Origin of the sequence: Gordonia hankookensis, from assembly GCF_014673215.1 — a bacterium.
Classification (GTDB): Bacteria; Actinomycetota; Actinomycetes; order Mycobacteriales; family Mycobacteriaceae; genus Gordonia; species Gordonia hankookensis.
The window spans coordinates 1036905-1058046 of sequence record NZ_JACWMS010000001.1; the positions used below are offsets into that span (position 1 = coordinate 1036905).

At 66.1% G+C, this 21142-nt stretch carries 24 protein-coding genes; 5 read left to right on the top strand and 19 right to left on the bottom strand.

Annotated features, from left to right (window positions below; all coding sequences use genetic code 11):
• Nucleotides 1-17: 17 nt before the first annotated feature.
• Both mftB and mftA read right to left on the bottom strand, forming a co-directional pair.
• On the bottom strand, nucleotides 18-359 hold the full coding sequence (gene mftB, locus IDF66_RS04515; protein ID WP_164308646.1) for a mycofactocin biosynthesis chaperone MftB: 342 nt from the start codon (nucleotides 357-359) through the stop codon (nucleotides 18-20).
• Nucleotides 359-454: a mycofactocin precursor MftA gene (gene mftA / locus IDF66_RS04520; protein WP_164308645.1), complete on the bottom strand. Its 96-nt coding sequence runs from the start codon at nucleotides 452-454 to the stop codon at nucleotides 359-361. Before mftA ends, mftB begins: the two co-directional genes overlap by 1 nt.
• A gap of 110 nt (nucleotides 455-564) precedes the next feature.
• Between mftA and mftR the strand changes: the two genes are divergently transcribed.
• The 3 genes from mftR to IDF66_RS04535 all read left to right on the top strand — a co-directional run bounded on the left by mftR (nucleotide 565) and on the right by IDF66_RS04535 (nucleotide 2765).
• A complete protein-coding gene (gene mftR / locus IDF66_RS04525; RefSeq protein WP_164308644.1) occupies nucleotides 565-1185 on the top strand; it encodes a mycofactocin system transcriptional regulator in 621 nt (206 codons plus the stop codon).
• 110 nt (nucleotides 1186-1295) lie between these two features.
• Complete coding sequence (locus tag IDF66_RS04530) at nucleotides 1296-2351, top strand: ferredoxin--NADP reductase (protein WP_190265841.1); 1056 nt, start codon at nucleotides 1296-1298, stop codon at nucleotides 2349-2351.
• A gap of 36 nt (nucleotides 2352-2387) precedes the next feature.
• Nucleotides 2388-2765 (top strand): DoxX family protein, encoded by a 378-nt coding sequence (locus IDF66_RS04535; RefSeq protein WP_164308642.1) that lies wholly within the window; start codon nucleotides 2388-2390, stop codon nucleotides 2763-2765.
• 46 nt (nucleotides 2766-2811) lie between these two features.
• Here the strand turns inward: IDF66_RS04535 and IDF66_RS04540 are convergent, their stop codons facing one another.
• The 10 genes from IDF66_RS04540 to IDF66_RS04585 form a co-directional block, all read right to left on the bottom strand.
• Nucleotides 2812-3540 (bottom strand): DNA alkylation repair protein, encoded by a 729-nt coding sequence (locus IDF66_RS04540; RefSeq protein ID WP_190265842.1) that lies wholly within the window; start codon nucleotides 3538-3540, stop codon nucleotides 2812-2814.
• Between the two features lie 2 nt (nucleotides 3541-3542).
• Nucleotides 3543-4757, bottom strand: a complete 1215-nt coding sequence (locus IDF66_RS04545) for an NAD(P)/FAD-dependent oxidoreductase (RefSeq protein ID WP_164308640.1) — start codon at nucleotides 4755-4757, stop codon at nucleotides 3543-3545.
• Between the two features lie 132 nt (nucleotides 4758-4889).
• A complete protein-coding gene (locus IDF66_RS04550) occupies nucleotides 4890-5432 on the bottom strand; it encodes a hypothetical protein (protein ID WP_190265843.1) in 543 nt (180 codons plus the stop codon).
• Entirely contained in the window at nucleotides 5429-6046 is a 618-nt protein-coding gene (locus IDF66_RS04555; RefSeq protein ID WP_190265844.1) for a hypothetical protein, read from the bottom strand. The genes IDF66_RS04550 and IDF66_RS04555 overlap by 4 nt, the downstream gene beginning before the upstream one ends.
• Entirely contained in the window at nucleotides 6043-6570 is a 528-nt protein-coding gene (locus IDF66_RS04560) for a hypothetical protein (RefSeq protein WP_190265845.1), read from the bottom strand. The genes IDF66_RS04555 and IDF66_RS04560 overlap by 4 nt, the downstream gene beginning before the upstream one ends.
• Nucleotides 6567-7145 (bottom strand): hypothetical protein, encoded by a 579-nt coding sequence (locus tag IDF66_RS04565; RefSeq protein WP_190265846.1) that lies wholly within the window; start codon nucleotides 7143-7145, stop codon nucleotides 6567-6569. Before IDF66_RS04565 ends, IDF66_RS04560 begins: the two co-directional genes overlap by 4 nt.
• A 103-nt stretch (nucleotides 7146-7248) precedes the next feature.
• On the bottom strand, nucleotides 7249-8118 hold the full coding sequence (locus IDF66_RS04570) for an SDR family oxidoreductase (protein WP_190265847.1): 870 nt from the start codon (nucleotides 8116-8118) through the stop codon (nucleotides 7249-7251).
• Between the two features lie 51 nt (nucleotides 8119-8169).
• Nucleotides 8170-8769 carry a TetR/AcrR family transcriptional regulator gene (locus IDF66_RS04575; RefSeq protein WP_190265848.1) on the bottom strand — a complete coding sequence of 200 codons (600 nt, stop codon included), beginning with the start codon at nucleotides 8767-8769 and terminating at the stop codon, nucleotides 8170-8172.
• Nucleotides 8766-10106, bottom strand: a complete 1341-nt coding sequence (locus IDF66_RS04580) for a cytochrome P450 (protein WP_190265849.1) — start codon at nucleotides 10104-10106, stop codon at nucleotides 8766-8768. Before IDF66_RS04580 ends, IDF66_RS04575 begins: the two co-directional genes overlap by 4 nt.
• Nucleotides 10107-10196: 90 nt before the next feature.
• Complete coding sequence (locus IDF66_RS04585) at nucleotides 10197-11192, bottom strand: o-succinylbenzoate synthase (protein ID WP_190265850.1); 996 nt, start codon at nucleotides 11190-11192, stop codon at nucleotides 10197-10199.
• Nucleotides 11193-11265: 73 nt separating this feature from the next.
• Here IDF66_RS04585 and IDF66_RS04590 point away from each other — a divergent pair, with 73 nt between their 5' ends.
• Complete coding sequence (locus tag IDF66_RS04590) at nucleotides 11266-12201, top strand: oxygenase MpaB family protein (protein ID WP_190265851.1); 936 nt, start codon at nucleotides 11266-11268, stop codon at nucleotides 12199-12201.
• A gap of 144 nt (nucleotides 12202-12345) precedes the next feature.
• Here IDF66_RS04590 and IDF66_RS04595 read toward each other — a convergent pair whose 3' ends face one another.
• Entirely contained in the window at nucleotides 12346-13101 is a 756-nt protein-coding gene (locus IDF66_RS04595; RefSeq protein ID WP_190265852.1) for an alpha/beta fold hydrolase, read from the bottom strand.
• A gap of 55 nt (nucleotides 13102-13156) precedes the next feature.
• Nucleotides 13157-14065 carry an alpha/beta hydrolase gene (locus IDF66_RS04600; RefSeq protein ID WP_223309302.1) on the bottom strand — a complete coding sequence of 303 codons (909 nt, stop codon included), beginning with the start codon at nucleotides 14063-14065 and terminating at the stop codon, nucleotides 13157-13159.
• A 301-nt stretch (nucleotides 14066-14366) separates the two neighbouring features.
• On the opposite strand from IDF66_RS04600, the gene IDF66_RS04605 reads away from it, so the two are divergent.
• Nucleotides 14367-15230, top strand: coding sequence for a CDP-diacylglycerol diphosphatase (locus IDF66_RS04605; RefSeq protein ID WP_190265853.1), 864 nt, complete (start codon nucleotides 14367-14369; stop codon nucleotides 15228-15230).
• 125 nt (nucleotides 15231-15355) lie between these two features.
• Here the strand turns inward: IDF66_RS04605 and tuf are convergent, their stop codons facing one another.
• The 5 genes from tuf to IDF66_RS04630 form a co-directional block, all read right to left on the bottom strand.
• Entirely contained in the window at nucleotides 15356-16546 is a 1191-nt protein-coding gene (tuf, locus tag IDF66_RS04610; protein WP_164308627.1) for an elongation factor Tu, read from the bottom strand.
• Between the two features lie 118 nt (nucleotides 16547-16664).
• A complete protein-coding gene (gene fusA / locus IDF66_RS04615; protein ID WP_164308626.1) occupies nucleotides 16665-18770 on the bottom strand; it encodes an elongation factor G in 2106 nt (701 codons plus the stop codon).
• 86 nt (nucleotides 18771-18856) lie between these two features.
• A complete protein-coding gene (rpsG, locus tag IDF66_RS04620) occupies nucleotides 18857-19327 on the bottom strand; it encodes a 30S ribosomal protein S7 (RefSeq protein ID WP_164308625.1) in 471 nt (156 codons plus the stop codon).
• A gap of 6 nt (nucleotides 19328-19333) precedes the next feature.
• Entirely contained in the window at nucleotides 19334-19705 is a 372-nt protein-coding gene (gene rpsL, locus IDF66_RS04625) for a 30S ribosomal protein S12 (protein ID WP_007619326.1), read from the bottom strand.
• Between the two features lie 383 nt (nucleotides 19706-20088).
• Nucleotides 20089-21024, bottom strand: a complete 936-nt coding sequence (locus IDF66_RS04630) for a hypothetical protein (RefSeq protein WP_190265854.1) — start codon at nucleotides 21022-21024, stop codon at nucleotides 20089-20091.
• Between the last annotated feature and the right edge of the window lie 118 nt (nucleotides 21025-21142).

The following is a 21142-nucleotide window of genomic DNA, read 5'->3' on the forward strand; positions in this document are numbered from 1 at the left end:
GAGGCGAGGGACAGTACTCAGGCGGCGCGGGGGACGATCATGCCCGAATCGGCGAGCGCGCCGAGCGCCTGCACGTAGAGCGCACGATCGGCTTCGCCGATGCCTGCGGCGGCCAACGCGTCCGAGGCAGTGGCGTGGTCGCCGAGTGAGGACACGATGTCCACGACTGTCAGGTTCTTCAGGAAGGACAGCTTGCGGGTGCCGAAATGGTAGAGCAGCGCGCCGAACGGCTCGGGCCGCAGAGCGACCTTGGGATTGAGCGTCCATGCCCCACCGGAATCGAATTGCGGTGCCGGGCCGGTGCCGGCGGACGCGTCGAGGCGGCCGCCGGACACCGGTGCGGATGTCGGGGTCGACATCAGTAGACCCCGCACATCCCGTCGATCGACACCTCTTCGACGAGGGACTCGCCCACGAGCTCGGTGTCCTGCGTCGTGGCTGACTGATCGGCCATGATCCAACCTCCAATTTTTGCCGGTAGTGATGCGGATCACCGCATACTATAATGGCACTCGGTGCAGAAAAACACCCCCGCGCCAAAACTGACCGGACGGACAGGTGACGATGAACCCATCAGACGCGGTGCACCCACTCGTACGGACCGCGCACGCAGGTCGCCGACCGGTCACCTCGCGAGCCCAGATCAGCACCGTCGCGATCGACCTCTTCACCGCCAGAGGCTTCGAGGAGACGAGCGTCGACGACGTCGCAGACGCGGTCGGCATCGCCCGCCGCACACTGTTCCGCTACTACCCGTCCAAGAACGCGATCGCCTGGGGCGATTTCGACGGTCATCTCGCCGAGATGCGCGCCCTGTTGGCCGAGATCCCCGACGATCTGCCGATCGCCGAGGCCCTGGGGCGCGCACTCATCTCGTTCAACGAGGTGCCCGACACCGAACTCACCGCCCACCGCCGCCGGATGTCACTGCTACTGGGAGTGCCGGCGCTCCAAGCACACTCGATGCTCATGTACGCGGAGTGGCGTCAGGTGATCGCCGACTTCTGCGCGCACCGCCTCCACCTCGGCGAGGACGAGCATCTCCCCCAGACGATCGCCTGGATGTGCCTGGGCACCGCACTTGCCGCCTACGAGCAGTGGCTCGCCCACCCGGGCTCCGACCTCGAAGCCCTGATCGTCGCCGGTACACGTACTCTGTCGCAAGGAGTCGGCGCGCTGTCGTGATGGGCTCCCCATGCGATACGCTGGACTAGAACGTGTTCTACTTTTGTTCCGGAACGGCGATGCCCGGACGCCCGTCCGGACATGCCGGCCAGACATGGAGAGGTGGCGAGATGACCGAGTTGACACCGCACGGCTCGCGCAGTGTGATCCTCACGGTCGCCGAGGTCATCGACGAGACCGCGGACGCCCGTTCAGTGGTCTTCGAGATCCCGGACACTCTCACCGAGTCCTTCACGGACTACAAGCCCGGCCAGTTCCTGACGCTGCGGATTCCGAGCGATCAGACCGGATCGGTCGCGCGCTGCTATTCGCTCGCGTCCGCGCCCGGCACCGACAAGCTGCCGAAGGTCACCGTCAAACGCACGGTCGACGGTTACGGATCCAACTGGGTCTGCGACAACCTCACCGCAGGCGCCCAGATCGAGGTGCTGCCGCCCTCCGGTGTCTTCACCCCCAAGGAACTCGACACCGAACTGCTGCTCATCGCGGCGGGCAGCGGTGTCACCCCGGTGATGTCCATCCTGAAAGCGGCCCTGCACGGCGGTTCCGCCCGGGTCACCTTCTTCTACGCCAACCGTGGCGTCGACGACGTGATCTTCGCCGATGAGTTGCGCGAACTACAGCAGGCACACGCCGATCGCCTCACGGTGATCCACTGGCTCGAGTCTCTCCAGGGCCTGCCGAGCCATGAAGTGCTGGCCACCACCTTCCGGCCGTACTCCGAGCACGCCGCCTACATGTGCGGTCCCGGTCCGTTCATGGATGCGGTCCACAAAGGGCTTGCGGGCGCCGGATTTCCGCATCACAACGTGCACACCGAGGTATACAACTCGCTGTCCGGGGACCCGTTTGCCGATGTGGAACTCGACGAGGTCAGCGAGGCCGAGGACGCAGAGGCCGCAACGGTCGAGGTGGAACTCGACGGCGAGACACACAGTCTGAGATGGCCGCGGAAGCGGTCGCTCGTGGACATCATGCTGGCCGCGGGTCTCGACGCGCCGTACTCCTGCCAAGAAGGCGAATGCGGTTCGTGCGCCTGCACCCTCAGCGAGGGTACGGTCGAGATGGAGAACACGGGGGCACTCGATCCGGAGGACATCGCCGACGGTTACATCCTCGGATGCCAGGCGCACCCCACGTCGGACTCGCTCAAGATCGAGTTCTGACCCACCACCGCGCGAACTCGACGAGAAGGACCGACAATGACTACCGAACGACTGGCACGTGGCCTCGGCGGCATGCTGTTGACCATCGGCACATTGCATTTCGCCGCACCGAAGCCGTTCGACGAGATCATCCCGAAAGAGATCCCCGCCGATCCACGCACGCTCACCTACGCATCCGGTGTCGCCGAGGTCGCCATCGGCGCAGGCCTGCTGGCACCGCGCACGCGACGCCCGGCTGCCGCACTGGCCGCCGCCCTCTTCGTCGCGGTCTACCCGGCGAACATCAACATGGTGCGACTGTGGAAGGACAAGCCTGCTGGGATGAAGGCCGTCGCCATCGGCAGACTGCCGCTGCAGTTCCCGATGATCTGGGCCGCGGTCAAGGTGTTCCGTTCCACACCGCAGAGTCGCTGATCCACAACCACTTTCGGACCTTTCGAGGTCTCGATGACGGAGTCGCTCAGCGTAGCGACCGCAGATGCGCCCGTTCACCGGGATCGAGGTGCTCGGTCGCGTAACTCAATGCGGTACGGCCCATCTCGGCAGCATGAGCATTCAGGTAGTCGGTCAGCACGGTGCGGTCCACGCGCTTCCCGAGTTCGCGCAACATCCATCCGGTCGCCTTCTGGATCAGATCGCGTCGATCGTGGATGACAACCGGGATCACGGCGAGCGTGGCATCGGGAGATCCGTGCTTGAGGAACGCGAACGTCCCGACGATGCCAGTCCGCCGGCACCACAGGTCGTCGGTTTCCGCCAGTTCGACAAGCGGCAGGTGGTCGCCACGTGCGACCAGCCATTCACCCAGGATCGGGTCGGCCGACGAGTCGACGAGATCCCAGTTGTCCACCCGCCCGTCGTGCAGGGCGGTCAGGTAGAGCTCGACCCAGGCGGTCTGCTCGGTGCCGGACGGAGCCCTCTCGAACTCGGCACGGAGCAGGAAAAGAGCGAGCAGGCGATGCTCGTGGATCGGCGAGTCCAGCAGCTCACGGATCACGCTCGGCCGCACTCCGCGAAATCGCTTGGCCACCTTGCGTAACGGCGGCACCGCCACACCGACGAACACATCCCCCTCGCCGTACTCGCCCGGCCCGGTCTTGAAGAAGCGCGCGGAGCTCACGGCCCGGGCGGGATCCGCGAGGTCGGCGACCGCGGCCACGATCTCCGTTGCCGAGAACGCGGCGACCATCGTCAGCCGATGACGTCGGCGATCGGGGTGCGTGTGAGGAGTTTCGGGCGCGTCTTCATCACCGCGCCGACCTTACCCGCGCCGACCACACCGGTCAGGATGCCGTCACGGCTGTAGTACGCCAAGAACTTTCGGCCATCGTCGTCCACCACGTGAACCTCGTCGGTCGACTCCGGGCGGCCGAGGACCTGGATCTTGAGATCGTACTGATCGCTCCAGAAGTATGCGGGTGTGGCGGGGATCATCGCGTCCGTCTTCGCGATCCGGTGCGCGACGACGCTCGCCTGCTCGACCGTGTGCGTCCAGTGCTCGACCCGCCGTGTGCCACCGTTCTCGATGCGCCAGTTGGCCACATCGCCGAGGGCATAGACGTCGGGCGCCGACGTCACGCCGTGTTCGTCACAGGCGATGCCGCCACCGACCTCGCGGGGGGCGACCTCGATGCCCGAGCCGTCGAGATAATCGATGACGGGCGCCGATCCGATTCCGACCACCACAATGTCGGCGTCGATCTCCGCGCCGTCGGACAGGCGCACACCGCGAACCCGGAAGCCGTCCGACAGCACCTCGTCCACGCCGACGCCCGTGCGGACGTCGACGCCATTGGCGACATGCAAACGGGTGACCAATTCACCGATCTCGGCACCAAGCGCCGCGACGAGAGGAGTCGGTGCCGGCTCGACCAGGGTCACCGTCAGACCACGCTGGACGAGACTCGCCGCAACCTCGCAACCGATGAATCCGGCACCCACCACGACCGCCCGGGTCGCACCCTCGAGCTCGCCGCGCAGGGTCAGAGCGTCATCGATGCTGCGCAGGACATGCACACCCGGCACGTCGTGCGCACCGGGCAGCGACCGGGGCCGCAGCCCGGTGGCGAGGACCAGGGTCTCGTACGCCACGATCTCGCTGCGTGCCGGCTCGTCGAAACGCTCGACGGTGACCGTGTGATCATCGGGAGAGATGGCACTCACCCGCTCCCCGACCCGCAGGTCGATCGACGAATCGCCGAAGAACTCGGCAGGCTTCAGGTCGACGCGGTCATCCTTGCCCAGCAGCACCGACTTCGACAGCGGCGGGCGATCGTAGGGCGGGTGGGGCTCTGCCCCGATCAGCGTGATGGTTCCGGCATAGTTGTTGGCGCGCAGGCTCTCAGCGACGCGGATCCCGCCGAGACCCGCTCCCACCACGACCACACCCGCGGTTGACCCACTCATCTGCGTCCTCCCATGACGTATTCAGATCCGCGCCCACGAGGTGCGACCCGGCGCCGCGACGTCGACGCGTTCCGCGTCGCCTGCGGTCGCCGGCCACCGTGAGCCGGCCGGAGATGCGCTGGACGCACCCCCTCATCGGGTGACATCGCCGACCATCTCGAGGTCGGCGAGCCGCCAGTTGCCCCCGACATTACGCATAGTGGCCCACCGAGCGGTAGAGGTGCGTTCGCCCCCGGCGCCGGCGGATGGGGTGGTCACGCCGGGAAACCGCACGGACTGATCGGTGAACACCATCATCTGGGCCTGGTCCGCGGCGTACGAGTTCACCCCGACACCGACCACCCGTACCGTCATGCTCGCTCCGCCCGTCACGGCACCGGGCAACACGACGTCGGGCCCTTCACTCCGGTACCGGAGGAGCAACGAACCCGTCAGATGCGTGGCCACCGCGGCGCGCTCGGACGGCGTGGAACCGGGCCCGAATGTCATCAGCGCCGTGACCGCCTGACTCGTCGCGGCCTGCACGGCGTCGCGCTGGTCCTCGTCGGGAACCGGGCGGGCGTGGTGGGCACCCACGAATCCGGCGATCGCGACGATCGTCGCGATGACCAGCACCGCCACCGCCATACCGAACCAGCGCCGTCCACGACGGGTGAGCTGCAACCTGCCGGTCATGTCAGCCCCGCCTGGCTCATCAGCCACCCGGCGGCTGTTCGTGTCATCGTCACCTCGATGGTCACACGACGGTCGTCATAGTCCCCACCGACCAAGGTCGGATCGGTTGCCTCAGCGACCATCAGAACGCGTGCCTGCGCGCCGACGTCGTCGGACGGCGGGTCGGTGATCAGACCGGCGGACAAGACCTGCCCGGTACTCGGCTGGTCCTGGCGACCGACCTCGGCGACGAGGGCGTCGCGCGACGTCACGAGTCGGTCGTGTTGAGCCCCGGTGGTCACCGCCAGCACCCGGTCGATATATCCGGCGGGGTTCTGGGGGTTCGCGGTCAGCAGCGTGGTCACCGCCGATCGTGATGCATCGAGTGCCGCCGTCGCGGCGTCGGCGCGTTGAGCCGCAGCTCGATTGTGCACCGCGACCCCCACGATCACCGCGACCAGGACCACCACGACGGCCGCGGCGACCGCAGCCCCGATCATCAGGCGCCGCGACCTGCGACGTGCCCGAACGCGCAGCGGTCCCGCCGCCGCGATACGCGCCAGCCGCGTGGCCCGGGTCGCCTCGTCAACCCGGTGCCGTGCCTGTGCCAGGCGCCCCTCAACGACCTCACTCACGAGATCACCTCGACGCGGGTCAGCAGCCAGTGGTCGGCGTTCTTGTCGAATCTCGCTGTGACCGATACCTTCTCGGCGATCGGGGTATCTCCGGACACCGCGGGCGTCGTCACGATCTTCGCGCGGATCAACACGTCCCCGCTGTCGGGTCCCGCGTCGACGATGCCGACGGCCTCCGGCGTCCACACGACGCTGCGTGCACCATCGGCAGGCGGGCGGGCGAGTTCTGATGCATACCGGGCGGCGAACTCACCGCCGACCAGTCCCCGGGCCCTGACCCGATCGGCCCGCCATGTCGCACTGTCGACCGAGAATACCTGCGCCACAACTCTTCCAGCGGTCTTGCGCAGTTCATCGCGGCTGTGCTCGGTGGCGGAGTCGGTGACCGAGTTCCGCCACTGCCAGGCCAGTACCGCGAGCAGGACGACGAGCACCGTCCCGATCGCGCAGCCGATGACGACCGCCGATCTCCTCGAGACGATCCGGGAATGGCCGCCCGAAGCGTCGGCACGGGTTTCGGTCATGGGATGTACTGCACCGCCGAGAGTTTCAGCTGGCCGCCGTCGGGCGAGACCAGCACACGTAGCCGGAACTGCCGGATCGCGGCGGCGCGTCCCGCGGCCGCGTCACCGGAGAACTCGACCGTCGCGGCAACCAGAACCGCGGCTTCGTCCCCGGACCGGCCGGAGACCCCGGCGCCATCCACCATGCCGCGCGCCACGGTCCCCTGGCTCTGGACGAACCGGCTGTAGCCGTCGGCGGATTGCGCGAACTCGTCGTAGAACGCGCCGGTCGCACCGTCGAGGATGCGCCGCGCCTGATCGGGCCGTCGATGATCGGGACTGAGCAGGAGAGACACCCTCGCCACCGCCGCCCGCTGGAAGTCGCTGTCGGTATAGGCGCGCTCGGCGCGCACCCACAACGTCCCTCCGACGACTGCCGCGACCACGGCGACGACGGTCAGGACCGCCATCAGCCACCGGATGCGGGACGGGCGCCGCTCACCGGCCTCGATCTCCGCCGTCCGCAGTTCGTCGACCGCGCTGCGCAACTCGGCACGCGCGGTCCGCTCGTCGTCGAGCAGACGGTCGCCGGCCATGCCTCGTTCCTCTCACCGATGGCACCGACGCCATCGTCGGGCCGTGTCCCACCCTAACGGTGACACCGGACACAGCCACAGGGGCATGGTGCGCTCGAACGCGCTACCGCCCGTCGGCGCCGATACGCTGCGAGTATGCCGCGCGCTGATCGTGGTCGTAGTCCAAGAACATGCTGTCCAGCTTGGTCATTCGGCGCGACATCCGCTTCATGCGCTGCGGGATCGTCGCGTTGGCGTGCACCCAGGCCATGGACCGGGGGGCCGTCACGCGAACCCTCGGCCGGGCGATGATCGACACGACCTCGGCCGCGACGTCCTCGGGATCGACCGGCCGAACGAGCGAATTGGTCCGCAGTCCCGAGATCAGACCGGTTCTGGTGAAGGTCGGCAGCACCGTACTGATTCGCACGCCGGTGGATGCCAACTCCGCATCGAGGGCCTCGGAGAACTCGATGACGGCGGCTTTCGCGCCGTTGTAGACGGTCAGTCCGGGAGTGGGCAGACGTCCGGCGACCGATGCGATGTTGACGACCTGGCCGCGCCCCCGCGTCACCATCCGACGGGCCGCGAGCTGGGTCCCGGTGATCACCCCGATGACATCGATGTCGAAGGTCCGGCGGATCAAGGCCTCGTCATAGGAGAGGAAATGCCCGACGGGCATGATCCCGGCGTTGTTGATCAGTACGTCGATCGGGCCGAGGGAATCCTCGACGCGCGTGAGGAAATCGTCGAAGGATTCGCGGTCGGTGACGTCGACGGAGAATCCCTCGACCCCGAGGTCGGCGGCAGCCTTGCCGACCGCCTCCTCGTCGACATCGCCGAGGGCGACGACGGCGCCCGCATCGAACAACTGTGTAGCCGTCTCGAATCCGATGCCGCGGGCACCGCCGGTGATGGCGATGATCTTGCCACGCAGAGCGGATCGGACCTCGTCATGATCGGGGTTTCGGCTGAGCCGGTTGCGCAGGGACATCGCTGATCCTTTGGTGCTGAACGGAATTGAGGAGACGGTGACCGGATGCGGTCACCAGATCATCGGGGCCAGATACTTGGCGGCGAGTGCTCGGACCGCTTCGGGTTGCTGCCGGCTCTCGTCGGAACTGGGGACCTCGAGATACGAGATGACCAACCGGACGTGGAGCTCCACCGCCTGCAGCAGATCATCCGCGGGCATCGTGGCGCCTGCCTCCCGTAGCGTGGCGGCGACCCGATCGGTCACCATGTCGATGAACAGGGCGGTCACCGACGCGGTGATGCCCTTCATCTCCGAGTCGGTGAGCACCAGGCGGCGCATCAGCGGATCCTCGGACACCATCAGCGCGCCCTCGGCGAAGGCCTCGACCACCGCGTCGGCGGGCCCGAGCCCGACGACCGCCCGTTCGAGGCGGCGCATCCCACGTTCGTAGAGTTCGTCGGCCACCGCCAGCAGCAGCGCCTCCTTGTTCGGGAAGCGGCGGTAGAGCGTGCTCCGACTGACGCCCGCTTGCGCGGCGACCTCATCCATGTTCGCGCGCCGGACCCCGACCGAGGTGAACTCGGCCCCGGCCGCCGAGAGGATCGCCTGTTCCTGATCCTCCGGTGACGAGGTGTTACGCGTCTTACGCGGCGCCCGTGTAGTCGTCATCGGCGTCGGATGCTCACGGGGAGCTTGTCTTTGGGCACGGGAAGGGAGCTGTAGTCCATCGGCATCGTATAGGTCTCCGGCACCGACCACTCGTGATCGCGTACCAGATGATGCAGGATCGTCTTGATCTCCATCTGGCCAAAATACAGGCCGATGCACTTGTGCACGCCACCACCGAACGGCATCCACGCCATCCGGTGGCCCTTGTCCTCGGCGCGGCCCGCCGAGAAGCGCTCGGGATCGAACATGTCCGGGTTGGTGAAGAACTCGGGGTCCCGGTGATTGGTGAGCTGCGGCACCGAGACGAAGCTCCCCTTCGGGACGAAGTATCCCTGGACCGAGGTGTCCTTGATCGCCATCCGCGGCTGCGCGGGCACCGGCGGACACATCCGCAGGGATTCCTTCATCACTGCGTCGATGACCGTGAGCTTGCCGAGGTCGTCATAGCCGAGCTCGCTGTCGAGTTCCATCGACTGCTCGTACGCCTTCTGTTGCCACTCGGGCGCTTTCGCCATCCGGTAGGCCATCTGCGTCAGCGTGATGGTCGACGTGTCGTGGGCGGCCATCAACACGAAGATCATGTGGTTGACCACGTCCTCGTCTGTGAAGCGATCGCCGTCGTCGCTCTCGGCATGGCAGAGCACCGAGAACAGGTCCGGCGTCTCACGCGCTCGTTTGGCCGGGATGTTCTCGTAGAAGAACTCCTCGAGGACCTTGCGAGACCGCAGCCCCTTCCACCATCGGCCGCCGGGAACCGGCTTGCGCACGTAGGCGACTCCTGCACGGACTGTCTCGATGAAGGCCTTGTTGAGCCTGTCCGCATCGTGTTTGGGCAGTTCGACGCCGAGGAAGACCTCGAGGGCGACGTCGAGCGTCAGCTCCTTGAACTCGCTGAACAGCTTCACATCGCCGGTGGGAAAACGCTCGATCCGATCGGCGATCATCGGCGCCATCTCCTGCATGTAACCCTTGAGCGCCGACGGGGTGAACGCCTGTTGGAGGATGTGCCGGTGATGCCGGTGCTCGTCGAAATCGAGCAGCATGATGCCGCGATTGAAGAAGGGGCCGATGAAGTAGCTCCAGGCGGGACCGTTGGCGAAGGCCTTATCGCGGTTCATGAGGATTTCGTCGGCGGCCCTCGGACCAGACGCGATCACCATCTGGATACCCAGCGCATTGAGCCCGGACACCTGGCCGAACCGTGCCAGCCGGTCGTCGCCGAACGCAAACGGATCACGGCGCATGGACATCATCTCGAGGATTCCGTTGCGGTCGGCGCACGGCACCTCGAGCAGGTCGCTGCCGGCCGGGGACTTCGCGAACACCGTCGTTGTCATGCCACGTCTCCTCACACCCACAGATCAGGCACAGATTGTGACCCCGATCGCGTTCAGTCGAACCATTGGAACAGAATATCGAAAATGTTTCTAGTCCCGGCCGCGCCCGGGGCCCCGGGCGGACAGCAATGCATGACAACGGACCAGGCGGTCGCGCCACCACTGCTCACGCGGCCCGTCGGCCAACGGCACGCCACTCCGATCGATGATGTGTTCGGGCCCGAACCAGCGCGTGGTGACCGCCCCTTCGGTCGGCAGGAACGGCACGGCCACATCGGCACCGAAGAGAGCGCCGGTGCCGAGCCCACAGGCATGGTCGAGGGTCGGCAGGGCGGCCGCCGCAGCCACTCCCGCAGCGATGCCCACCGCCGAGTCGAGCGCCGACGACACCACGACGGGCAGACCGATCGAGTCGGCGATCTCCAGCGTCGCCCGCATCCCACCGAGGGGCGCGACCTTGACGATGGCCACGTCGGCGGCATCGGCGGCGACCACCCGATAGGGATCGGCCGCCTTCCGGATCGATTCGTCCGCGGCGATCGGGACGTCGACGGCACGGCGAACCTCGGCGAGTTCCTCCACGGTTGCACACGGCTGTTCCACGTACTCGACTTCGCCGATCGCCCGGATCGCCCGGATCGCCTCGGCAACAGTCCATTTGCCGTTTGCATCGACCCGCACCCGGGCCACCCCGGCGCGGGCGGCGGCCACCCGCGCGACGTCGTCGTCGAGCGTCTGCCCGGGTTCGGCGACCTTGACCTTCGCGGTCGAGGCCCCTGGATAGCGAGCCAGAATGCCTGCGACCTCGAGCGCCGGCACCGCAGGCACGGTCGCATTGACGGCGATCACGTTGCGGACCCGCGGTGGCGGCCCCTGGTAGGCCGCCTCGATCCCGGCCGCGAGCCAGGCCGACGCTTCGTCGTCGTCGTACTCCACGAACGGACCGAACTCCCCCCACCCGGCGGGCCCGGCGAACACCATCGTCTCGCGCACGGTGAGGCCGCGGAACCGCGTGCGCATCGGCAATCGGACCACCATTGCCGTGGCGAGCAGGTCGGCCGTTGTGGGCAGTGCGTTCCCGGACATCACCGGTCCCTTCTCACGAATCCTCCTTGGAACAAATCTTTCACTTCGTTCCAAGCTGGGTTAGTCTCCTCCCATGTCAGTCAATCAGGACTACGAGCAGTCGATCCGTGAGGCCGAACCGGTCATCGTCGACGACGCGGCCGATACGGCGCTCCCCTCGCCGCGTCTCGGTGCCGATTCCCTCGTCTGGAAGTTCTACGGCGACAGTCGCGGGATCCTCGGCTTCCAGCGTCTGGCCGGCACCGAGAACTGCATCGAACAGCTCGGCCAGGCAGTGCTCGACCACTCCGTCATCTTCGACGACTTCCTGGGTCGCGCGCGGCGGACCGGACCACCGGTGATGAAGACCGTCTACAGCACCGAGCCGCAGAAGTGGGGACGGACGGTTCGCGACTTCCACCGCGACATCAAGGGCACGATCAGCGACGGATCGCGATATCACGCACTCAATCCCGAGCTGTTCTATTGGGCGCACGCGACGTTCGTCGATCAGGTGCTCTACATCACCGACACGTTCATCCGCAGGTTGAGCTACGCCGAGAAGGTCCAGATCTTCGAGGAGAGCAAGATCTGGTACGAGCTCTACGGGGTCAGCGCCCGGAGCCAGCCACAGACCTACGAGGAGTTCCTCGCCTATTGGGACGACATGCTGAACCGGTTCGTCCCACACAAGACCGTCGTGTACGCCACCGGTTACATCCGCCAGGGCCTCCCCCGGCCCAAGAAGGTTCCCGCGCCGGTGTGGAGGGTGGCTTCGGCCCCGCTGAACGGATTCATCCGCACCGTCATCGTCGGCACGATCCCGCAACAGATGCGCGACGTGTGCGGTCTCGAGTGGGATGCCAAACGGGAGAAGCGCTTCCAGCGTTTCGCGGCGGCCATGCGGGCGGTGAATCCGGTGTTCAACCGACTGCCGCTGAAGTGGCTCTACGTGCCATGGGCCTACCAGGCCTGGCGCGAGATCGGTGTTGACCCACGACCGTTGTACAACAAGAAAGTTTCGTCGTAGGACGACTCCCCCGGTGACCGGAGGCGCGGCGCGGGCCCGAGGTCGCCGCCGTCGAGCGCCCTGCTGATCGATGGTCCGATCCGCGCGACGCCGGCTGCCGCCGTCGAGCGGCGAGTTGCTCCGCCCACCAGGGCCGGTCGAGGCCTACGGCGACCGGAGGAATTCACCTGCGGCGGAGCCGAAGTCGGCGGTCCGATCCCGGTGCACACTGTGTCCGGCGCCGATCACCGTGAATCGCCCGCCGGGGAGCACCTCGCTGAGCGAGCGGAGATGTTGCGGCGGAAGGAAGCTGCGCCGCCCACCCGAGATGACCAGGGCAGGTGCCGTGACCGCCCGTAGGCGCGTCCACCAGTCCGGGTCGGCGACCTCGAACTGGGTCGAGACCTCGGTGGCCACCCGCCGGTCGAATCGGATGATGGGAACCGGATTGCGCACGGCCCAGCCCAGACCACGTACGCGTTCGCCGAGAGATGCCGCGACGACGATGTTCTCGTCGAGATCGTGTTGATCGCGCGGCATCGGCGGGATCTCCTCGAGGACGATGCGCCGCACGCGGTTCGGCACATCCATCGCCAACCTGAGCGCGGAGTGCGCCCCGAGCGAATGCGCGACCACGTCGGCCACGTCGATGTCGAGGTCATCGAGGACGAATCTCAGGTCGTCGCGGAAGTCGTCGAGCCGGTAGGTGGCGGCGTGCCCGCTGCGGCCGTGACCGCGGAGGTCGACAGAGACAACCGACCTGCCCTCACGTCGTAGCGCCCTGGCGAACGTGCGCCAGGTGCTGTGGTCACCGGCCATCCCGTGCACCAGCACGACGGGCGGACGATCGGGGTCGACCCCGGCGACCCGGACATGGAGTGCGAGGTCCCCCGAAGCGGTCGGTCGATGCAACACGCGCATGCCATCGAGGGTAATGAGCGGTGCTGCCGCCGAGATTCCGGGTGCTGTCGGCGGATCAGTCGCGGAACCAGCCGCTCTTCTTCGCACGCATCACCATGTCCTGCCAGTAACCCCACTGATGGGTACCGAGCGCCGGATAGTCGGTCGTGATCCGCACGCCCGCAATCGCCGCCCCGACCTCGAACGTGCGGGTCTGCGCGAGCGAGATGACCTCGAGCGGGGTGCCCTTGATGGATCCGATCGCATCGGTGTTGTACTTCCCCCACACACCCGATGCCGCGCCCACCCGGATGTGCATCCCACGCATCCGGGGGATCTGGACGAGGGCGTCGTTGCGGACCCACCGCTCGTTCCACGGCAGACCCCACATGGCGTCGGCGCTGAACGGACCGACCCCCGCGGCCATCCCGGCGTCGATCAGCGCCAGCCGCACCGCTTCCCGCATGGTCGGCGCAGACAGATTGAGGAAACCCGACATCGAGAAGACATGGGAGATCCGCTTCCGGTGGTATGCACCGTAGATCATCGCCGCGTTGCCGCCCATCGAGATACCCATCACGGCATACTTACCCCGCGGCCCCACCGCGAGACCGCGCGCATCCAGCTCTCTCACAATGGTGTTCAGGCGACACGTCCACCGATACCGGTATTTGATCCTGTTTCCCGGGCTGGCGGCATTCCAGTCGGTGTAGAAGCTCGCCAGTCCGCCGACCGGTTCCACCACGTTCACGCCGGTGTTGGCGATCCGCTGGATTCGCGTCTCATGGCGCCAACCGCTCTCGTCGTTCGTCGCCCGAAGCCCATCGAGCGCGATCACCGTCTTGTAGTTGCCCCATCTGGTCCACATGTCCACCGGCGTCGAGGGCATCCCGCAGCCCGACACGTAGAAACGACCGAAGGAGGCCGCGTTCGCGGTTCCCGCAGCGACCACTCCCGTCCCGGCAGCCGCGGCGAGCGCGAGCAGAAACACGAGGAAGCGTCGCCGCGCGACGGCAAAGCGCCCGCGGTCGGTGAGAACTGGCACCGCAGCACCGTAATTCGCCCACACCGGCGATCGCCATGGTTGTGACCACAGCTCCCACACATTGCAATCACGGTGTTACCAAAGTGACGCATGTGGCCCGTGTTACTCGCTTTTGTGCCCGCACAGCGGACCGATGAACGCCATGGATATTTCTGGTCGTTCAGACTTCGCGCCTGCGGACTCGGTGGCACACTTTCGCCTCAGAGATGAGCCGCCGGAGCTCACCGGTGAGAGGATCGCGATGGACGAGGCAGCGAACGCGAAGGTGGGAGTCAGCCGTCGGACGTTTCTCACGACGTCGGCCGCGATCGGCCTCGGCGCCACGGTGGCGACGAGCACCGGGGTGCGATCGGCCTCGGCCGCACCTTTGGGCACCGGCTCGGCGATGGTGGGCGGTGGCCCACCCCCTCCGCCGCCGGGATGCGGGAGCGTCAATTCCGGCGACTTCCTGTGGAAGTCGGTGAAGGACGCGACCGTCGCGAACCCGGGAGCCGGGAATCGTGTGGTCGAGCCCCAACCACAGCCGACAACAGCGTTCACGCAGCTCTACGCGGTTCGCCACGGCGGTGACAAGCCTTCCTCGGCATTCGACCAACTGCTGGTGCCGACCCGCCGGATCTCGGGCATCGAGTGCGAGACCCTCTGGCAACCGGACATGCTGAACCTGTGGAAATACGCGTGGATCGAAGCCACCGGCGTTCTCCCGACAGCGGAGGAGAACATCGTCGTCGGCGTCAACTCGCAAAAGGCTCGCAGACTGAACCAGCTACACATTCATCTGTCCCGGTTGTACGCAGGCACCCGTAAGTCCTTGGACGGGGTCGGGGGCCTACCGACCCAGCTCGCGGACTGGACCAAGCCGAAGGCGAACGTCGAACTGGCGATCGACGACCCCAATCGCACGTCCGCGCATTTCCGCGTCGTTCACCTCGACGCACTCCTGCCCAACCTCTTCGCCACCCTCCATCAGGCGGTCGGCGCGAAGGGGATGGCCGCGCAGATGATCGCGGTGACCAAGGCGCCCAAGGGTTTTTACGTGATCAGCAGCGAGAGCGGTTTGCCGCACGGGGGGACGAGCACCTGTGACGGCCTGTTCCACATGTGATCGGACCGACCGCCGTCCCGACCGGGTCATAGGTTCTGATGAGCAGCGCAGACGACGAAGGCGCCCGGTCACTTTCGTGACCGGGCGCCCTCGTGTGTTCGTCTAGATCAAGGTGAGTGACAGGGTCACTTGTTGATCTTGGTGACGCGGCCGGCACCGACGGTGCGGCCACCCTCGCGGATCGCGAAGCGCAGGCCCTCGTCCATGGCGACCGGCTGGATGAGCTTGACGCTCATCTCGGTGTTGTCGCCCGGCATGACCATCTCGGTGCCCTCGGGGAGGGTCACGACGCCGGTCACGTCCGTGGTGCGGAAGTAGAACTGCGGACGGTAGTTGTTGAAGAACGGGGTGTGACGACCACCCTCGTCCTTGCTCAGGATGTATGCCTGGCCCTCGAACTCCGTGTGCGGAGTCGTGGTGCCGGGCTTCACGATGACCTGACCGCGCTCGACGTCCTCACGCTTGAGGCCGCGCAGCAGCAGACCGGCGTTGTCGCCCGCCTGTGCCGAGTCGAGCAGCTTGTGGAACATCTCGATACCGGTGACGGTGGTCTTGGTGGACTTGTCGCGGATGCCGACGATCTCGACTTCCTCGTTCACGTTGACCTCGCCGCGCTCCACGCGACCGGTGACCACGGTGCCGCGGCCGGTGATGGTGAAGACGTCCTCGACGGGCATCAGGAACGGCTTCTCGGTCTCGCGGACCGGATCCGGGATCGACTCGTCGACAGCAGCCATGAGCTCCTCGACCGACTTGGTCCACTCGGCGTCGCCCTCGAGCGCCTTCAGCGCCGAGACCTTGACCACCGGGGCCTCCTCGTCGAACTCCTGGGCGGCCAGCAGTTCGCGGACCTCCATCTCGACGAGCTCGATGATCTCATCGTCGTCGACCATGTCGGCCTTGTTCAGGGCGACCAGGATGTAGGGCACACCGACCTGGCGGGCCAGCAGCACGTGCTCGCGGGTCTGCGGCATCGGACCGTCGGTGGCGGCGACCACGAGGATCGCGCCGTCCATCTGAGCCGCACCGGTGATCATGTTCTTGATGTAGTCCGCGTGACCGGGAGCGTCGACGTGCGCATAGTGACGCTTCTCGGTCTCGTACTCCACGTGCGAGATGTTGATCGTGATACCACGAGCCTTCTCTTCCGGAGCCTTGTCGATCTGATCGAACGCGAAGCTCTGGTTGAGTTCCGGGTACTTGTCGTGCAGCACCTTGGTGATGGCCGCGGTCAGCGTGGTCTTGCCGTGGTCGACGTGACCGATGGTGCCGATGTTCACGTGCGGCTTGGTCCGCTCGAACTTCGCCTTCGCCACTTGATTGTCCTCCTGGACTGTTGTTGCTCTGTTGGGTGGATCCCAACAGCTCTGTTCGGTTACTTACGTTGTTGCGCCCGCTTGTGATGTGGCCGGCGCGTGTCGCGGGGCGACCGACTTACTCGCCGGTGGCCTTCGCGATGATCTCCTTCGACACGTTCGCGGGAACTTCCGCGTAGGAGTCGAACACCATGGAGTAGTTTGCCCGGCCCTGGGTCTTCGACCGAAGGTCTCCGATGTAGCCGAACATCTCCGACAGCGGCACCTGCGCCTTCACGACACGGGCACCACTGCGCTCCTCCATGGCCTGGATCTGGCCACGGCGGGAGTTCAGGTCGCCGATCACGTCACCCATGTAATCCTCCGGAGTCGTGACCTCGACGGCCATGATCGGCTCCAGGATGACCGGGCTCGCCATCCGCGCGGCCTCCTTGAGGGCCTGCGAACCGGCGATCTTGAAGGCCATCTCCGAGGAGTCGACGTCGTGGTACTGACCGTCGAGCAGGGTGACCTTCAAGTTGACCAGCGGGTAACCGGCGAGCACGCCGTACTGCATGGCGTCCTGCGCGCCGGCATCCACGGAGGGGATGTACTCACGCGGAACGCGACCACCGGTGACCGCATTGTCGAACTCGTAGGTGGCGCCGTCCTCGGCGTCCACCAGCGGCTCGAGCTTGATGATGACCTTGGCGAACTGCCCCGATCCACCGGTCTGCTTCTTGTGGGTGAACTCGTGCTTGTCGACAGCCTTCTTGATGGTCTCGCGGTAGGCGACCTGCGGCTTGCCCACGTTGGCCTCGACCTTGAACTCCCGCTTCATGCGGTCGACCAGCACGTCGAGGTGCAGCTCGCCCATACCGCCGATGACGGTCTGGCCGGTCTCGTCGTTGAGCGACACCGTGAAGGTCGGGTCCTCTTCGGCGAGCTTCTGGATCGCAGTACCGAGCTTCTCCTGGTCGGACTTGGTCTTCGGCTCGATCGAGACGTTGATGACCGGGTCCGGGAAGCTCATCGACTCGAGCACGATCGGCGCATTCGAATCGCACAGGGTGTCGCCCGTGGTGGTGTCCTTCAGGCCGATCATCGCGTAGATGTGACCGGCCCAGGCCTCGTCGACCGGGTTCTCCTTGTTGGCATGCATCTGGAAGAGCTTGCCGATGCGCTCCTTCTTGCCCTTGGTGGCGTTGAGCACCTGGGTGCCCGGCGTCACGTGGCCGGAGTACACGCGGACGAAGGTCAGCTTGCCGAAGAACGGGTGAGCCGCGATCTTGAACGCCAGCGCCGAGAACGGCTCTTCCGACGAGGGCTTGCGCGACAGGACCTCTTCCTCGTTGCCCACTGCGTGACCCTCGACCGAGGGGACGTCGAGCGGCGACGGCAGGTAATCGATCACCGCGTCCAGCATCGGCTGGACACCCTTGTTCTTGAAGGCGGAGCCACAGATCACCGGGTAGTACTCGCGACCGATGGTCAGCTTGCGGATCGCGCCCTTGATCTCCTCGGTGGTCAGTTCCTCTCCACCGAAGTACTTCTCCAGCAACGCCTCATCGCTCTCGGCGACGGTCTCCATGAGCTTCTCGCGGTACTCGGCCACCTGGTCGACGAGATCCGCGGGGATCTCCTCGATGGTCGGCTCGGCGCCGATCTCGACGGTGCCGCGCCAGGTGATCGCCTTCTGCTCGATCAGGTCGACGATGCCGTCGAAGTTGTCCTCGGCACCGATCGGCAGCTGCAGAACGAGCGGCTTCGCGCCCAGGCGCTCCTCGATGGTGCGCACGGTGAAGAAGAAATCCGCACCGAGCTTGTCCATCTTGTTGACGAAGCAGATACGCGGGACCTCGTACTTCTCCGCCTGCCGCCAGACCTGCTCCGACTGCGGCTCGACGCCTTCCTTGCCGTCGAACACGGCGACCGCACCATCGAGAACACGCAGGCTGCGCTCCACCTCGACGGTGAAGTCGACGTGCCCGGGGGTGTCGATGATGTTGATCTGGTTGTTGTTCCAGAAGCATGTCACCGCTGCGGAGGTGATGGTGATCCCCCGCTCCTTCTCCTGCTCCATCCAGTCGGTGGTCGACGCACCGTCGTGGGTCTCACCGATCTTGTAGTTGACACCGGTGTAGAAGAGGATTCGCTCGGTTGCGGTGGTCTTGCCGGCATCGATGTGGGCCATGATGCCGATGTTGCGAACCTTGTTCAGGTCGCTGAGCACTTCCTGTGCCACTTAATTGCCTCGCAATTTCGCTAGAGCTGAATTGGTTGTGGTGAGCGTCGGGCCGATGATGATCCATCGCCGGCCCGACGACGAGATCACCAGCGGTAGTGCGCGAACGCCCGGTTGGCCTCGGCCATCTTGTGGGTGTCCTCGCGACGCTTGACCGAAGCGCCGAGACCGTTGGAGGCGTCGAGCAGTTCGTTGGCCAGACGCTCGACCATGGTCTTCTCGCGACGCTGGCGGCTGAAGGTCACCAGCCAACGCAGTGCGAGGGTGTTGGCGCGGTTCGGCTTGACCTCGATCGGCACCTGGTACGTGGCGCCACCGACGCGGCGGCTCTTGACCTCGAGGGTCGGCTTGACGTTGTCCAGAGCGCGCTTGAGGGTGACGACGGGGTCGGTACCGGTCTTGTCGCGGGCCTGTTCGAGCGCCTGGTAGACGATGCGTTCGGCGGTCGACTTCTTGCCGTCCAGCAGGATCTTGTTGACCAGCTGGGTGACCAGCGGCGAGCCGTAGACAGGGTCGTTGATCAGGGGGCGCTTGGGTGCGGGTCCTTTACGTGGCATGACTTATCAGTTCCCCTTCTTCGCGCCGTAACGGCTGCGGGCCTGCTTGCGGTCCTTGACACCCTGGGTGTCGAGCGAGCCGCGGATGACCTTGTAGCGAACACCCGGGAGGTCCTTCACACGACCGCCACGGACGAGCACCATCGAGTGCTCCTGAAGGTTGTGACCCTCACCCGGGATGTAAGCGGTGACCTCGACGGAGCTGGTGAGGCGCACACGGGCGACCTTTCGCAGCGCGGAGTTCGGCTTCTTCGGGGTGGTGGTGTAGACGCGGGTGCACACGCCGCGACGCTGCGGGCTCCCCTTGAGGGCCGCGGTCTTGGTCTTCGCGGCCTTGTCGTGACGGCCCTTGCGGACCAGCTGATTGATGGTTGGCACTAGGTGTTCTTCCTTTGTCGGCAGTTCCCGTCGGCGTCTCGTCAACGCTGTCGGCGGGCTTGTAGTTGTCGTGTCGCGGTTTGTGCTCCGGGCAAGCGCCGCGGATCAGAATTCGATCCCGTTGCTTCCACAACTCGCCCCACCAGCCCGTATGTGCTGGTCAGTACATTATCGCTACCCCGAGGTCGGGCGTGTCAGACACTCGATCGCGGTCTCGCTTGTCAGGCCGCGATCGCCCGGTTGCCGGGCATGCGGACTGGCCCAGCATGTGCCGGGCACCGGCGATCCACTCTACCGATCGAGTTTGCACAGGTCAAAAAACGGATTCACCCATCACGACGACGACCAACGGATGGTGAACGCGGGGTGTCCTGTCCGGTTGGTCAACGGACGGCGGCGGAACTTTGTTCCGCATGGTGCCGCTCGACACGGGCCGCCGACTCCTCGTCGCCCCAGAGCTCGAGGGTCTGCACCACCCAGAAGGCCGCGAACTCGGCCAGCAGCACCACCTCGACCCAGAACAGCCACGACGCGCCGACCGGGCCGATGCAGACGATGCCGATGAGTGTCAGAGCCATCACCACGGCGATGGCCGCGTATGCCAACGGATACCAGGAGCGCGCTCCCCCACCCTCGCGGTCGGCCAGTGCCGCAAGGCCATTGAAGACCACGACGAGGATGAGGCCGACGAACATCGACACCGCGGCGACGTCGTGGGTCGAACCGGGAATCCAGGTCCAGTGTCCGAACAGCCGCACCACGACGAGGATCACGGCCGCCACGCCGAGGCACCGTGCGACGATGCCGATCCACGTCCGGTGCGGCGAGGATGCGTAACCCCGGAGCCTGCCGAAGACGAACCACAGCACGAGCCCGGCCGCGGTTGCGGCAAAGGCCGCCCACACGTTCCACCGGACCCAGTCCGGGCTCGTGAGCGCCCGCTGGTCGGCCCGGACGGGTGTCGGGATGAACGCGACCAGGAACGCGAGAAACCCCGCGTAGTTGAGCAGGACGTCCTCGACCTCTGAACGACCCTTGTACGCCATGAGCATCGCACCCATCGCGCACAGTGCGCCGATGAAGACCGCGTGGACCGAGGTGTAGTAGTACCGGCTGATCGACGACTCGAGCCGGCCCTCCTCGATGCTGTCGATGGCGATGGCCACCCCGAGCATCAGGATCAGGGAGATCATCCCGACCCGGATGTTGCGGTACGTGTCGATGGTGTCGCCGCGACGTCGCGGCTCCACGTGGTCGTCGGCGAACCTCCTCAGCTTCCTGACACCGGATTCGACGATTCCCATGCCGACGTTGTCCATACCGAGGCCCCTTCGCCGTTCGCCGGTTCGACCAGACCGATGCCATCCATTGGATACGCACCTCCGGTGACGCGACAGGCTTTCGCGGATTCTGCGTCCTCCGCCGACACGAGGTTCG